The 15,207-nt window shown below is 49.1% G+C and carries 14 protein-coding genes and 1 tRNA gene; 8 read left to right on the top strand and 7 right to left on the bottom strand.

The window, feature by feature from the left end:
* Positions 1 to 13: 13 nt before the first annotated feature.
* From K4H25_RS05625 to K4H25_RS05615, 3 genes are all read right to left on the bottom strand, one after another.
* A complete protein-coding gene (locus tag K4H25_RS05625; protein WP_221022382.1) occupies positions 14 to 1,048 on the bottom strand; it encodes a nuclease-related domain-containing protein in 1,035 nt (344 codons plus the stop codon).
* A 507-nt stretch (positions 1,049 to 1,555) separates the two neighbouring features.
* Positions 1,556 to 1,631: transfer RNA gene (locus tag K4H25_RS05620), tRNA-Thr, on the bottom strand.
* 86 nt (positions 1,632 to 1,717) lie between these two features.
* Positions 1,718 to 2,740, bottom strand: a complete 1,023-nt coding sequence (locus tag K4H25_RS05615) for a CDP-6-deoxy-delta-3,4-glucoseen reductase (RefSeq protein WP_221022381.1) — start codon at positions 2,738 to 2,740, stop codon at positions 1,718 to 1,720.
* Between the two features lie 83 nt (positions 2,741 to 2,823).
* On the opposite strand from K4H25_RS05615, the gene K4H25_RS05610 reads away from it, so the two are divergent.
* Together K4H25_RS05610 and K4H25_RS05605 are read left to right on the top strand one after the other, a co-directional pair.
* Positions 2,824 to 3,717, top strand: coding sequence for an NAD-dependent epimerase/dehydratase family protein (locus K4H25_RS05610; protein WP_221022380.1), 894 nt, complete (start codon positions 2,824 to 2,826; stop codon positions 3,715 to 3,717).
* Positions 3,718 to 3,845: 128 nt separating this feature from the next.
* Positions 3,846 to 4,064, top strand: a complete 219-nt coding sequence (locus tag K4H25_RS05605) for a hypothetical protein (RefSeq protein WP_221022379.1) — start codon at positions 3,846 to 3,848, stop codon at positions 4,062 to 4,064.
* A 91-nt stretch (positions 4,065 to 4,155) separates the two neighbouring features.
* On the opposite strand, the gene K4H25_RS05600 is transcribed toward K4H25_RS05605, so the two are convergent.
* The 4 genes from K4H25_RS05600 to queA all read right to left on the bottom strand — a co-directional run bounded on the left by K4H25_RS05600 (position 4,156) and on the right by queA (position 8,916).
* On the bottom strand, positions 4,156 to 4,605 hold the full coding sequence (locus K4H25_RS05600) for a bacteriohemerythrin (RefSeq protein ID WP_182076555.1): 450 nt from the start codon (positions 4,603 to 4,605) through the stop codon (positions 4,156 to 4,158).
* A 296-nt stretch (positions 4,606 to 4,901) separates the two neighbouring features.
* A complete protein-coding gene (locus tag K4H25_RS05595) occupies positions 4,902 to 6,251 on the bottom strand; it encodes an HD-GYP domain-containing protein (RefSeq protein WP_221022378.1) in 1,350 nt (449 codons plus the stop codon).
* Positions 6,252 to 6,643: 392 nt separating this feature from the next.
* On the bottom strand, positions 6,644 to 7,756 hold the full coding sequence (tgt, locus tag K4H25_RS05590) for a tRNA guanosine(34) transglycosylase Tgt (RefSeq protein WP_221022377.1): 1,113 nt from the start codon (positions 7,754 to 7,756) through the stop codon (positions 6,644 to 6,646).
* A gap of 137 nt (positions 7,757 to 7,893) precedes the next feature.
* Positions 7,894 to 8,916 carry a tRNA preQ1(34) S-adenosylmethionine ribosyltransferase-isomerase QueA gene (gene queA, locus K4H25_RS05585; protein WP_221022376.1) on the bottom strand — a complete coding sequence of 341 codons (1,023 nt, stop codon included), beginning with the start codon at positions 8,914 to 8,916 and terminating at the stop codon, positions 7,894 to 7,896.
* Positions 8,917 to 9,123: 207 nt separating this feature from the next.
* Between queA and aroQ the strand changes: the two genes are divergently transcribed.
* The 6 genes from aroQ to K4H25_RS05555 all read left to right on the top strand — a co-directional run bounded on the left by aroQ (position 9,124) and on the right by K4H25_RS05555 (position 15,087).
* Positions 9,124 to 9,579 carry a type II 3-dehydroquinate dehydratase gene (aroQ, locus tag K4H25_RS05580; RefSeq protein ID WP_182076553.1) on the top strand — a complete coding sequence of 152 codons (456 nt, stop codon included), beginning with the start codon at positions 9,124 to 9,126 and terminating at the stop codon, positions 9,577 to 9,579.
* A gap of 150 nt (positions 9,580 to 9,729) precedes the next feature.
* Positions 9,730 to 10,194 (top strand): acetyl-CoA carboxylase biotin carboxyl carrier protein, encoded by a 465-nt coding sequence (accB, locus tag K4H25_RS05575; protein WP_173533437.1) that lies wholly within the window; start codon positions 9,730 to 9,732, stop codon positions 10,192 to 10,194.
* A gap of 146 nt (positions 10,195 to 10,340) precedes the next feature.
* A complete protein-coding gene (accC, locus tag K4H25_RS05570) occupies positions 10,341 to 11,720 on the top strand; it encodes an acetyl-CoA carboxylase biotin carboxylase subunit (RefSeq protein WP_221022375.1) in 1,380 nt (459 codons plus the stop codon).
* Positions 11,721 to 12,255: 535 nt separating this feature from the next.
* Positions 12,256 to 12,861: a LysE family translocator gene (locus K4H25_RS05565; protein WP_221022374.1), complete on the top strand. Its 606-nt coding sequence runs from the start codon at positions 12,256 to 12,258 to the stop codon at positions 12,859 to 12,861.
* Between the two features lie 125 nt (positions 12,862 to 12,986).
* Entirely contained in the window at positions 12,987 to 13,880 is an 894-nt protein-coding gene (gene prmA, locus K4H25_RS05560) for a 50S ribosomal protein L11 methyltransferase (protein WP_221022373.1), read from the top strand.
* A 16-nt stretch (positions 13,881 to 13,896) separates the two neighbouring features.
* A complete protein-coding gene (locus tag K4H25_RS05555; protein WP_221022372.1) occupies positions 13,897 to 15,087 on the top strand; it encodes a DUF3426 domain-containing protein in 1,191 nt (396 codons plus the stop codon).
* Positions 15,088 to 15,207 lie beyond the last annotated feature (120 nt).

Below are 15,207 nucleotides of genomic sequence, written 5' to 3'. Positions count from 1 at the left end.
AACCTCAACAGCCCTAGATCGGCATATTGGAGGGCCAAATAAAGTACGGCCCAAATTTAGGGTTAAACTTCGCCTCACCGCCGATGGCTTTGCCTTGCTGAGTCAGTTTTGGCTTGTCATTCACCATCTCGACCAAGCCCTTGGCCACCAATAGATCAATCAGTGCTTGAGTATTTTTAAGCCCTAACTTGGCGGCGAGTTTTGAGCTGGTCAGCTTAGCGCCCTCTTGCTCCGTGTCTGCCACGGGAACAATCGCCAGCGGCGCAATCACCTGCGGTTTTGCCGCCACCTGTTGCGCCGTAACCGCGGGGTCATTCATACCAATAATGCCAAACTTTGCTTTGTAATCGATTTTTATCGGACGATGATGCCGCGTAAATAGTTCGGCAATGTCCATCACCGTTTCACCACTCACCATCTTGGCTAAACTGCCAAAAATACGCCCAAAGCCCGCATCATCCGAATTCGTTTTCGTCACCCATTCCAAAATCTGATCCGCTTTAATGATGTTTTTGCTATCGAAATTTTTGGGCCGCGTAATCCGTTGCTGCTTGCTGACCATCACCACACTGTGAAAAGAGGGCATCAGCGTAACGCCAAGGCGTGTTGGTAATGGCAGGGTTTTACTCAACGCCTTGAGTACTTCTATATGCTTTTCATTTTGTGCGAATGGGCTAGGAATACCGATGGGCTTTTTGTTATACCAAGCGGTGAACTCGCCTTGTTCGTTGATTTGCAAGTCAGCACTAAAGTTCTTGGTTTCAATCACAAATACATCGAGCAAACGGTTGATCAACAAATGGTCAATCTGTGCCACACGCCCATTGTGCTCGATCCGCAGGTCGTGAATCACTGCCCAGTTTTTTGAATCTTGTAAATAAAAATTGATTTCGTATTCACTATTTTGCTCACCCAGCATACCTTGCTTGAGGGCGTGGATTTCTTTGCTGATCAGCTCATGCTGCTTGGCGCTCAAATTGGGCGTTAACAACAATCGATTCAATTCATCAAATTGCGCTTGTTTTGACTCAGAAGACTTAAGGATCATCGGCTTATATTTTTGACATTTTTACGCTGTAAGTATAACTCGATTCTGAATCCACCCTCACGAAAAGCGAAATCAACAGCTTGCAGCCTTGAAATGACGCATTTAGACAAAAGACGGTTTATCAAAATAAAGGTGCATTATCTGGCAATGACCTAGGGTCCATTGATCTTTGGTTTTGCGCCGCGACTGACGTGCTTTTCGCGGCAAATCAAGGCCTAGCCAGCGATGACTAACCATTTTATGCGAGCTTGTACAGCACAGAGTCTCCGCAAAAAGCGCCAAAGCCCAACACGGCATCGCGCGCAGCAATGATTTGCGGCTAAGACTTAAACTGATTGATTTTTTAATTGACGCGATGAGGGCTAAATCATCGATATTGAGCGTACAAGAAAGATCGCCCGTGTAATCGGCGTCACAGCGACTTGGGACTGCTGCGGGTGGGTAGATTGATTTTCGAGCGCCAACGAAAAAGGGTTCCAGCTAAAAGGCTGGAACCCTTATATTCTTTGGTGCCGACGGCAGGAATCGAACTCGCGACCCCCTGATTACAAGTCAGGTGCTCTACCAACTGAGCTACATCGGCAACAGGACTGCATCATATAGAACGACTTGATTTAAGGCAAGCACTTCTTACAAAAGAATCGATAAACGTCTGGTTTTACAACGTTTTTATTTTAAATCCTTGCTGGTAAAAAAGGCGTCGGAGAAGAACGCGTCGCTAGGTAGTTGGTGTGAAAGGCAGCCGGTATAAGCCGCTTCGACCATCATGGGGGATCCGCAGGCGTAAACTTGGTAGTGAGCCAGGTTGGCAAAGTCGGACAAAACCACTTCGTGCAAGAATCCGGTACGGCCCTGCCACTGATCTTCGGGCTTGGGGTCAGATAAAACCGGGATAAAAGTAAAGTTGGGATAGAGCTGCTGCCACTGCGATGGCAATTCGGGCATATAGAGATCAGCCAAGGTGCGGCAACCCCAATAAAGCACCATTTCACGCTGGGTATGATTGGCCAACGCATGCTCGATCATGCCTTTGATGGGGGCAAAACCGGTGCCGGTGGCTAGGAACAAGATCGGTTTATCGCTGTCTTCACGCAAAAAGAAGCTACCGAGTGGGCCGGTAAAGCGGAAAATCTCGCGCTCTTTCATCGTGTTCCACACGTAATCAGAAAACTCGCCGCCGTCGATGTGGCGAATATGCAGTTGCAAAAAGCCCTCGTGATGCGGTGGATTGGCAATTGAGAAACTGCGCTTTTTGCCGGTTTTGGTGTGGATATCAATATACTGCCCAGCCAGATAGGTCAGCTTTTCGGTCGATGGCAGTTTTAAAGTCAAAATAGCGACGTCAGGCGATACTTTTTCGATGCGCTCGATGCGTGTTGGCAAGGTTTTAATTTGGATATCTTTAGTGGCGCTGACTTCGCGGCATTCGATACTCACTTGATCGCTGACCGGTGTGGCGCAACAAAATAAGGCATAACCTTGTTCTTGCTCGGCCGCGCTCAGCGCCGTTTCAGAATGATCACCATGGACGACTTCGCCGCTGAGCACCTTGCCTTTGCAGGCGCCGCACGATCCGTTTTTACAACCATACGGCATGTTAAAACCTTCTCGCATGGCGGCGTCGAGCAAGGTCTCTCCCTTAAAGACAGAGAGTTGCTGGCCCGAAGGTTCGATGGTAAGTTGTTGACTCATATTCATTCCATACTGTGTTAATGCGTGTCGAGCATTGACCAATGCCTGCCCTTAACTACGCCACGCTGTGAGCTACTAAATCTATGAAAAAACCACGCTTATTGATTATTGGTTGTGGCGATGTTGTTCGCCGCGCCCTGCCTTGGCTTAAGCAGCACTTTACGGTGTATGCAACTGCACGCTCTAAAGAATCTGCATTACAGCTCAATACCCTTGGTGTTCGCCCTATTCTTGCCGATTTAGATCGGCCAAAATCTTTAGCACGCTTAAGTGGCATTGCTGAGTATTTGATTCACAGCGCACCACCCGGTGACGGCGTGGGCGATCAACGAACGCGAGCCTTAATTGCCGCTCTAAGCCACGCCAATATCCAGCAAAATAAAATTTTACCACAGCGCTTACGCCGAGCTGTTTACATCAGCACCAGCGGTGTTTATGGCGATTATGCAGGGCAATGGATTAATGAAAGCAGCCCGCTTAAAACGCAATCGCTGCGCGCATTGCGCCGAGTCGATGCCGAAAAACAATTGCGTGATTGGGCAGGACGGCACGGTGTTCGACTGAGCATTTTACGCTCGCCTGGTATTTATGCTGCCAATCGTTTACCGCTGGAGCGCATTGCGCGGGGTGAACCGGTGCTCCACCGTGAAGAAGACAGTTATAGCAATCATATTCATGCCGATGATTTAGCGCATGCGCTATGTTTGGCGCTGTTTCGCGGTTTGCCGCTACGCACTTACAATATCGTGGATGATGAGCCGCATAAAATGGGCGATTATTTTGATCAAGTCGCCGATGCGATGCAGCTGGCGCGTCCGCCACGCATTAGCCGAGTCGAAGCGCAAACGCGGCTGTCGCCCGCCCTATTGTCTTATTTGAATGAATCGCGGCAAATTGGCAATGCCCGCGCCAAAAATGAGCTCAAGCTGCAATTACGCTACCCTAATACCGCTGCGGGTTTAGCGAGCGGCCTTTAAAACTGGCGCGCATATATGATGCTGAGTCCGTAACCTGATTTAATCGCCGTAAAGCTGGCCTAACAAAGTATTTGCTTTCGACGTATCTTTTACTATGCTGACTGATTGTTGACTGCGGAGTATAGATAATGATCAGCATCTGGATCACATGGGCGTTAATCTTGGCGGGCGCAGTGTATTTAATTTATTGCTGGTGGACGTTTCATCACAGCGCCGATGCACCGCGCGTTGACTATCGCGATGATCAGGCGCATTTTAATTTGCAGCTGTATACCCATGCCGAGCATTTTTCGCCGCACAAACCCGCCAAAAAGATCGTGAATGACAATAACGATCAAGCTGTGTGATGCGGTAAATGCAGCCTTCGAGTAGCAATAAAAAACGCACAGTCCGCTGTGCGTTTTTTTTTTGGCATCACCACCGAGATACGATTGGCGATCAAGACCAAAAGCGTTCTAACCAGCCTTTCTTTTGCCACGTTTTTTGCACGCCGCGCGATAAGAAGTGCTCAACATAGCGTTGATCGGCTTCCATAATATGCCGCGTCAACCAATTGCGTAAAAAATGCAGCAACTCAAAAGACACCGCTTCTCCTTGATTGAGCCTGGCTTGCAAATCCACCATTTGCCCAATCAACTCTTCATGATGCTGTTTGTGCGTTTCATAATCGGGATAACCCAAAATTCGCATCAAGCTTTCTTCTACCGTGAAGTGGATACGGGTGTAATCGGCCAAACGCTGCAAAATCTCCACCGAGGCCTCACGGCCATGATGCTGGCGAATCGCATCGTGTAATTCATTTAATAAATTCACCAGCACTTTATGCTGCTCATCAATCTCTTGAATCCCGACCGATAACGTTTCATTCCATTCAATCAATAAACTCATCGCTGACTCCCTCAGAAGCCGCCATACTGCCCAGCGCCGCACTGCCACTGTTTGATCCACATCAAAAAGTGAGCCAAGCCCGAGCCAGCCTCCCCTATCTACAACACTTGGCGCAGGGTTTAAATTCATTCACGGCAAACCGCTACAGGCAAACCCTTAGCGATGAATACCAGCGCCAAGCGCTTAAAACCTAATCGCAAAGAAATGGGTATATCACTGCAATATCTATACAACAAGATCTACACGGCAATACCCAATGGAGATAGGCAATATCACAAGTGCTTGAGTAGATCCCACTAAGCAGGCGATAGCATACTTTCGCGCATCACTACGCTTTGCAATGCGGCAAAGCAATCGGCATCAATGGCTGATCCCAGCATGCCGCGCATGATCTCAATGGTTTTTTCTGGCGAATTGGCGGCGTGATACGGGCGCTCGGCGCTGATGGTGTCAAAAATATCGGCGACGGTGATAATGCGCGTTTCCATACAAATCGCTGCGCCACTGATTTTGCGCGGATAGCCTTGCCCGTCGAGACGCTCGTGATGCGCTGCGGCCACCACGGCTAATTCGGCAAACTGGGCAATTTTTCCCAAAATAGTTTCAGTTAAGCTGGCGTGTTGTTGCACGGCCCGAAATTCTTCATCGGTTAAACGCCCCGGTTTTTCCAAAATTCGGCTACTCACCCCTAGCTTGCCGACGTCGTGCAATAACGCTGCGCGGGTAATCCATTGACAACGCTCGGCAGAAAAACCCATTTCTTGCGCGATTAAATTGGCATAAAAACCCACCCGCTCACTATGCCCAGCGGTAAACGGGCTTTTGGCATCCACCACTTGACCAAATGCCGAGGCGATATCGTCCATGTATTGCTCATCCAGTGGCTGAGTCCATTGCGCGGGCTCTAGCGACTGCACGATTTGATCAATATTGGGATCGTTCAACGCCTGCCAAAATGCCGGTTCTTGGCCAACCACATTAAACGCAGCCACCAATTCAGGGTCAAACCACACGCCGGCACGCTGCTGAATTTCTAAACGGGCGGCTTCCATGCCGTGCGAGAAATTAAATACATCAATCACTTGCGCTAATAAGGCAATCCGCGCATGGATTGGAATCGCGCTGCCACGCAAACCTTCTGGTCGGCCACTACCATCCCAATGTTCATCTAATGAATGAATCCCTTGCGCCACGGCTTCAGGGAACCGCAGCTGGCGGGCAATACGTGCACCACGATCACAGCGGGTTTGAATTAACTCTTGGGCGATTTGATCGCCATTACGCAAAATATTCAAAATCGCCGTTAAGCGCTGCGTCCAGTTTTCATTTTTGCCGGTGTGCTCAAAAACAAAGCCTAAAACTTGCGATAAATTATTACCGACTAATTTGAAATCATGTTTAAAGTGCTGATCGTCGACCAAATACAGCTCGCAAATTCGCGCCGCATTGCTGCTGCAACCCAAATCCTTGAGTAATAAGGTGTAATACAAAGCCCAAATCTGCGCTTCGTCCATGCCAATTTGCCGGCCAATATGCACGCCAATCCAGCAACAACGCACGCAATGGCCTTCAGGCTGTCCTTCAGTTAGATCTAAGGCATAACTGAGCGAACCCAATAGTTCAGCTAGTTTTAAATTTGCAGCCATTTTTCGTCTCACTCAGCGAAACACTCAAGGTCTTTAGACTTAACGTAACTGCTTACGCTAGCGTGCCAGCAAAACTCAATGAGCCATACACAAGTGATTGGCAACGGCTGGCACGACATCAGACCCAGCATAGCTTAATTTAGACTGACTTAATCCATACGAAAAAAGCCACCTTGCGGTAAATACAGTTCACTTAACGACAAACCCTGAAAACCTGACGCAGAGGCGCAGAGGCGCGGAGGAAATTGATGGTTTTGCAATTGATTTTCTCTGTGCCTTGGCGTCAAAAGCGACACCAGCAATGAAATCGAGAAAAAAAATGCCGCTCACTTGGCTAAGTGAACGGCATTACACCTTGCGGTGGCTTTAGCAATGCTGCAGTAATAAATGGCTTAATCTACGCCGCGAGCTCGCTCGGCATGGAATTTGGCGACAAATTGCGGGAATTGATCGACTTCAATTGCGGCGCGCATTTCCGCCATCAGCACTTGGTAGTAGTGCAGATTGTGGATGGTATTAAGCTGCGAGCTCAAAATTTCTTGGCAACGGAACAAATGATGCAGATAGGCACGGCTAAAATTGCGGCAAGTGTAGCAATCACAGCTTTCATCTAGCGGGCGCAGATCTTTTTTGTAATGCGCATTTTTGATTTTAACGTTGCCATAACGGGTAAACATCATGCCGTTGCGGGCGTTGCGCGTTGGCATCACGCAGTCAAACATATCAATGCCTTGCGATACGCCATATACCAAGTCTTCAGGCGTACCCACCCCCATTAGGTAGCGTGGTTTGTTGACTGGCAATTGCGGCGCGGTATGCGCCAAAATGCGCTCCATTTCTTCTTTGGGCTCACCAACCGACAAGCCACCAATCGCCATACCGTGGAAATCCAACTCATCCAAACCAGCAAGTGATTCATTACGTAGGTCTTCATGCATACCGCCTTGCACAATACCAAACAGTGCATTGGGATTTTCTTGGCGGTTAAATTCATCTTTCGAGCGCTTAGCCCAGCGCAGCGACATCCGCATCGAATCGGCGGCGGTTTTATGATCAGCAGGATACGGCGTGCATTCGTCAAAAATCATCACCACATCCGAATTGAGCACCTTTTGGATGCGCATTGATTCTTCTGGGGTCAAGAATAATTTATCGCCGTTGATAGGATTTTGGAACTTCACGCCTTCTTCGGTGATTTTGCGCATTGCGCCCAAGCTAAATACTTGGAAACCGCCCGAATCGGTCAACATCGGCTTATCCCAGCCCATAAATTGATGCAGGCCACCGAATTCTTTAATCACTTCCAAACCTGGGCGCAGCCACAAATGGAAAGTGTTGCCGAGAATGATTTGCGCTTTGATGTCGTTCAAATCGCGCGGCGTCATCGCTTTCACGGTGCCGTAAGTGCCAACGGGCATAAATACCGGCGTTTCAACCACGCCGTGATTCAAAGTCAAAGTACCGCGACGGGCACCTGATGAGGTGGTTTTTAATTCAAATTTCATGTGTTTCCTCGCAAGCCGGAAAACAGTCCGGCGCTCATTTTAAAGCACTCAAAAGATCCAACGCAGAGGCGCAGAGACACAGAGAAACCCACTTTGTTTTTTCTCTGCGCCTCTGCGTTAAAATTTTATTGTTATGACTATAGCGACTTCTCCAACAACATCGCATCACCATAGCTAAAGAAGCGATATTCATTGCTCACTGCATGTTCATACGCTGCGCGCATGGTATCAAATCCAATAAACGCTGCCACAAGCATTAATAACGTTGATTTGGGTAAATGAAAGTTAGTGATCAAACGATCCACCACTTTAAATTCAAAACCCGGCGTAATAAAAATATCGGTGTCGCCCACCGGCTCTACCAACAAGCCTTGCTGTGACGAGGCCTCCAGCGCGCGCAAACTGGTTGTTCCTACTGCAATCACCCGTCCACCGCGTGCCTTGGTCGCCAAAATCAGCTCGATAGTCGCTGGCGGAATAAAGTACCGCTCGTGGTGCATGGTGTGCTCGCTAATATCGTCGACGCGCACCGGCATAAAGGTGCCGGCCCCCACATGTAAGGTCAAAAATGCCGTATCGACGCCCATCGCACGAATTTGCGTTAGCAACTCATCGGTAAAATGCAAGCCCGCTGTTGGTGCAGCCACTGCACCGGGGTCACGCGCGTAAACAGTTTGATAGCGCTTAGCGTCTTCATCGTCAGGCACATGCGTGATATAGGGTGGCAATGGCAATAAGCCCGATTGCTCCAAAATCTCAAACACGCTTAAATCGCCAGCAAAGCGCAATTTAAATAAATCGCCTTGGCGCTCGACCATTTCGGCGGTGAAACCGCCTTGAAAATGCAAAATCGTCCCCGCCTTGGGCGCTTTAGACGCTTTAACGTGCGCTAAAGCCGTATGCTCATCTAAAACCCGCTCAACCAACGCTTCAATTTTGCCGCCACTGGCTTTTTCACCAAATAAACGCGCTTTAATCACCTTGGTGTCGTTAAACACCAAAAGATCGCCAGCACGCAAAAAATTGGGCAAAGCGCTAAATAGCGTATCTTGACGCGTTTGACCGTCAATATGTAGCAAACGACTCGCGCCGCGCACCTCAGGAGGGAACTGCGCGATCAATTGATCGGGCAAATGGTAATCAAAATCGGCAATCTGCATTAAAAAAACGCCTTCGTCGCATATGTAGCAAAACTACAAGATTGTATCAGCAAACATCGATATAAGCCGCGCCAACATTGACGTAGGCACGATTTAAAACAATCGTTTACACCCTCAGTAAAAAAGAAAAAGCACGCTTTTTCTGGACAAGTTCGCAGAACTTGCGGCAAACTCCGTCGATTACATTGTGTTACAAGGAGTTCGCGAATGGCCGATATCGGTAAAATTCTGGTTTTGCATGGCCCCAACCTTAATTTACTCGGACTACGTGAACCCCAACATTACGGCAGCAATACATTGGCCAGCATCAATCAACAGTTAATTGACTTGGGTGCGAGCCAAAAAGTTTCAGTCGAGACTTTTCAGTCCAATCGCGAATATGAAATCATCGAACGCATCCATGCCACATTACAAGACGGTACGGATTATATCGTGATCAACCCTGCTGCGTTCACGCATACTAGTGTGGCGATTCGTGATGCTTTGGCTGGCGTCAAAGTACCTTTTGTCGAAGTACATCTATCGAATGTACATGCACGGGAAACCTTCCGTCATCACTCCTATTTTTCTGATCTCGCCATTGGCGTGATCTGCGGCCTCGGCGCTAAAGGCTATGCCTATGCACTCGAGTTTGTCATCGACCGCTTAAAATCGGCCAAATAAAAGGCCTAAACAGCTGTTTTCTGACTAACCGCCACGCAAATATTTAAGTACGGCAAGACAAGACCTACTTTTACTGACACACATTTGTTTAAACCATAAGGTGGCCTGCACGACAGGACACCCATTTGACCTTTCAGAGGGGATTGCAACATGGATCTACGTAAACTTAAAAAACTCATCGACTTAGTTGAAGAATCAGGCATTGCCGAATTAGAAGTGACTGAAGGCGAAGAAAAAGTACGCATCACCCGCACCGTTGCCAACGCCCAATACATGCAACCGATGCAATATCATGTTCCAGCCCAACAACAAGCTGCCGCACCTGCGCCAGCCCCTGCGGTAACCGTTGAAGCCAGCGAAGCTGCAGCGCCGGTGGTTTCGGGTAACACCCAAAAATCACCGATGGTTGGCTCTTTCTATCGCTCATCGAGCCCAGATGCCAAACCATTTGTTGAAGTTGGCCAAAGCGTGACTGCGGGTCAAACGATTTGTATTATCGAAGCAATGAAATTATTGAATGAAATCGAAGCTGAACACAGCGGCGTGATTAAAGCCATCTTGGTAGAAAACGGTCAGCCCGTTGAATATGGCGAACCAATGTTTATTATTGGCTAATTCTGTGAGATGCCGGGTTAGGGATAGTAAGAAATTGGGAATAAGGGGAGTAGAGAATAGGGAGTGGGGAATAAAACCCACTCACCAATCCCCACTCCCCACTCCCCTCCCCCCAATCAGCAGCACTCACTGATCACGGAGTACCTATGTTTAAAAAAATCCTCATTGCCAATCGCGGCGAGATTGCACTGCGTATCTTGCGTGCCTGCCGTGAAATGGGCATCAAAACTGTTGTGGTTCATTCTGAAATTGACCGCGAAGCCAAATACGTCAAGCTGGCGGATGAATCAGTCTGTATCGGCCCGAATCCATCAGCACAAAGCTACCTGAATATGGCGGCGTTGATTTCTGCAGCCGAAGTGACCGAAGCCGAAGCGATTCACCCGGGCTATGGTTTTCTTTCTGAAAACGCTGATTTTGCGCAAAGAGTCGAAGAATCGGGCTTTGTATTTATCGGTCCACGCCCAGAAACGATTCGCCTAATGGGCGACAAAGTGTCGGCCAAAGATGCAATGAAAGAAGCTGGCGTACCTTGCGTACCAGGTTCAGATGGCGCATTGCCTGAAGACGGCGATGAAATGATTAAGATTGGCCGTAAAGTCGGCTATCCAGTCATTATTAAAGCCGCTGGTGGTGGTGGTGGTCGTGGTATGCGCGTTGTTGAGCGCGAAGAAGACTTGCTCGCTGCCGTCGCAATGACGCAAGCGGAAGCTGGCGCGGCATTTGGCAATCCAGTGGTGTATATGGAACGCTATTTGCAAAACCCACGTCACATCGAAATCCAGATTTTGGCCGACCAGCACGGCAATGCGATTTATTTAGGCGAGCGCGATTGCTCAATGCAACGCCGCCACCAAAAAGTACTCGAAGAAGCGCCAGCACCAGGCATTACCCAAGAGCAGCGTGAGCGCATTGGTGAATCTTGCGCCGAAGCATGCCGCCGTATGGGCTACCGCGGTGCAGGTACGTTTGAATTCTTGTTTGAAAACGGTGAATTCTTCTTTATTGAGATGAATACGCGAGTGCAAGTTGAACATCCGGTGACTGAGCTCATTACCGGTATCGACATTGTGCAAGAGCAAATTCGTGTCGCAGCGAACTTACCACTGAGCTACACCCAAGCGGACGTTAAAATCCACGGTCATGCGATTGAATGCCGGATCAATGCCGAAGATCCACTCAATTTCTTCCCAAGTCCTGGCCGGATTACGACGTATCACACACCGGGCGGCCCGGGTGTTCGGGTGGATTCGCACGTGTATCAAGGCTATTTTGTACCGCCAAACTACGACAGCATGATTGGTAAAATCATCACTTACGGCGACACCCGTGAGCAAGCGATTGCCAAAATGCGCATTGCTTTGTCCGAAATGGTAGTGCAAGGGATTTCAACCAATATCCCACTGCATCAGCAGCTCTTGGTGGATGCTGAATTTATCAAAGGTGAAACCAGCATTCATTACCTTGAGCATCAAATGCCGGAAATTCGCAAATTGATCGCGGAAAAAACGGCCGCATCACAGTAAACCTCGCAGCAAACTAAAAAAACGGAGCCCAAGGGTTCCGTTTTTCATTTTTACCTTGGCAAACCAGCAGTGAAGTTCAGATTTGGTGTTGATAGCTGGTATCACAAGTGCTTGAGCGGATCGAATTCAACCCCTTCCCCCTCGACGGGGGAAGGTTGGGATGGGGGTGTTGAACTTACAATATACGCAAGCGTATCACCCTCACCCTAACCCTCTCCCATCAAGGGAGAGGGAATGCCGCGATGCTATCGTCACCATCAACACGTAATCTGAACATTGCAAAAAAAAGCACAGTATTTAATCCTAGCTTTTAATTCATATGAGCTACGGATGCATACCTCATCAAAAATGCGGATACTCAAATTGAGCATAGCGACTACCTCAGCCTCGTCGACTTGGGCCTGAAAAACCAGTCCAGCGCCTCTGCAGCGCAGTGATCAATCAAACTGTAACCCTCAATTCACCCCGGCAATGCCTCTGTCATGCCATTGAGATTCCCCCTACTATCAAGGCTCATTTTCTTACCGAGGTGCTTGTGCTGAACATTGCATTAATAACTTATGTGTCGATTATGTCGGTCACGCCGGGGCCGAATAATTTAATGCTCGCCGCTTCAGGCGGCAATTTTGGTTTTCGCCGCACCCTACCGCATATGCTGGGAATTAGTATTGGCCATGCGGTGCAGGTGTTTTTAGTCGGGATGTTTTTAGCATGGGTGATGGCTGTGCTCAGTAGCGTTCGGCCGATTTTGGGTGTCATCGGTTGTGCTTATTTGCTGTGGTTGTCATGGCAAATTTGGTGTGCCGCCTCACCCGAAGGCAAACAAATTGCGCGGCCGATGTCGTTTTTGGCCGCGGCGGCGTTTCAGTGGATCAATCCCAAAGCGTGGGTGATGGTCCTCAATACGGTGATTTTGTTTTTGCCACACGGGCAGCAAAATCTGGGCGCAGTGCTCAGTTTGGCGCTGATTTGTGCGCTTATCAATTTGCCATGTATTGCCCTATGGGCATGGCTGGGCGATGCTTTGCGCCACCATTTGCTAGTGCCAAAAAACCTCAAACTGTTTAACGGCATCATGGCCTCGTTGATGGCGCTAACAGCATTTTATTTGCTGTATGGAGAGCTGATCGTATTGGTTTAGTCGTGCCCTTAGTCTCTGGTCCTAAACATTTTTGCGACGCAAAGTAAACAAGCACAAAAAGCTTTTTCGTCGATAGGGTGCGGTTCGTGGCAAAATACGTCCCTACAGAACTTAGGAACAGCATCATGGCATGGCAAGAACTCCGCCTAACAACCGATTCTGCACAAGCAGAAGGCTATTCGGACACCTTATTTGATTTGGGCGCGCTTTCCGTGTCGATTGAAGACGCAGCAGCGGGCACCGATGCTGAAAAACCTATTTTTGGCGAACCCGGTGAGCCAGTCGATCAATTGTGGGAAACCAGCATTGTAGTGGCGCTGTTTGATGTTGAGATGGATGTCGCCACTATTGTTGAGCACGCAGCGCAAGTCCTGCAGCTGCCTGCGCCAAGTTTCGAGATTGTCGACGTTGCCGATCAAGATTGGGTGCGCTTAACCCAATCGCAATTTGATCCGATTCCAATCTCTCCGCGCCTATGGATTACCCCAACATGGCACGACTGCCCAGATCCTGCGGCAGTGAGCATCCAGCTTGACCCCGGTTTAGCCTTTGGTACCGGCAGCCACCCAACGACCCGCCTGTGTTTGCAATGGCTAGATTCCAATTTGCTGGGCGGTGAAAACGTCCTCGACTACGGTTGCGGCAGTGGGATTTTAGCGATTTCTGCGCTCAAACTCGGCGCAGGAGAAACCGATGGCGTGGATATCGACGCCCAAGCGATGATTGCCAGCCGCCAAAATGCCGAGCAAAACAACGTGGTCGCGCAGTTTTATTTACCCGATGCCGCGCCGAGCAAAACCTACGACGTAGTCGTTGCCAATATCCTGACCAATCCACTCAAAGCATTAGCGCCATTACTGGCCAGCCGTTGCCGTATCGGTGGCAAAATTGTGCTATCGGGTATTTTGGCCGAACAAGCGCATGAAATTATCGCCATTTACAGCGAATGGTTTGATTTTTCGCCCGCAGCCGAGCACGAAGGCTGGGTTTGCCTCTCCGGTATCCGCAAATCCGCTTAATGAGTGAAGTCAGCGCATGAACCAAATTACCTGCTGCCCTAATTGCAGCACCGCCTTTCGGGTAACCGATCAGCAGCTCAGCGCACATCAAGGCAAAGTGCGCTGTGGCCGCTGTGCGTTTGTGTTTCATGCGCCTGATTTTATGCAAGCGCCCCTTGCTGGTAATGAAGCGAGCAATGAGCAAAACCAGTCCGACGATGCCATTGTCAATGAAATCCCCCCCAGTGAGACCGTTGACAGTCACATCGCTGACACCGCAACCGCTACCAGTGAGATTGCAGCTCAAGCCAGCTTCGCTGAGCCTGACAGCCCAGCTAGCCACACCGACACCATCGCAACGGTATTTGAACCGCTCGATACGCAAGCTGATCAGCAAAGTATAGCCACAGAGCCTTTAATTAATAAAGGCGATAGCAACATACCCGATGATATTGCCCAAGAAATCGATTTACTCCAGTTTGAAGTGCTCGCCCGCAACAGCAGCAATGACGAACCGCCATTGCCGACTGAAAACGAAGCTCAAAGCCAAGTAGAAGCGGCCGCCACACCAAGCGCAGCACAAGACCCAACACTGGCAATGGAAATTGAACTGGCCTTAGCCGCTGCAGCGGCGGCAGACGCAGCGCCAGTAGCGAGCGCGCCAAACCCAAGCCAAATTGAAATCGATAGTAATGCGGAATATCAACCGATTCTGAGCGATGACGATTTATTTGTACCGCACAAAAAAACCGCGCAACACACCGGCTGGTGGGCGCTAGCCAGCCTATTGGCAGTGATGATCTTGGTGCTGCAATTGCTGTATCAATTCCGGCTTGAGCTCAGCCAAGACTTTCCGGCTTTACGGCCAAAATATCTGGCACTGTGCGCCAAGCTCGATTGTGCGATGCCGCTGCCACAAAAAGCGCAATTGCTGCGCTCGGAGTATTCAGAGCTGAGTTTTATTCCGAATAATCCGCAATTAATTCAACTGAACGCCACCTTGCGTAATCTAGCGCCTTTTGCCCAAGCACTACCCAAGCTAGAGCTCACACTGACTGACGACAATGAACGCGTCATTGTTCGCAAAGTATTCACCGCCAAACAGTATTTGGTGCAAAACGAGCGCCAGCAAGATCGCATCGAAGCCAACGAAGAAATCCCCGCCTTCTTACAATTGGACTTGGGCGATTTACATTCAACTGGCTACTCCCTCTTTTGGTTTTATTAAGATCGCTTGTTTTTCTGACATTTGAAGTCATACTAAAGTTTGTTGACACTTGCTTTTCCTGCGCCTGGCAAACCAAATTTCAACAGACCCTAACAGTAGAAATTCAATCAGGAGATCAGC

The sequence above is a fragment of the Deefgea piscis genome, assembly GCF_019665785.1.
Classification (GTDB): Bacteria; Pseudomonadota; Gammaproteobacteria; order Burkholderiales; family Chitinibacteraceae; genus Deefgea.
This window is presented reverse-complemented; position numbering and strand designations above follow the sequence as displayed.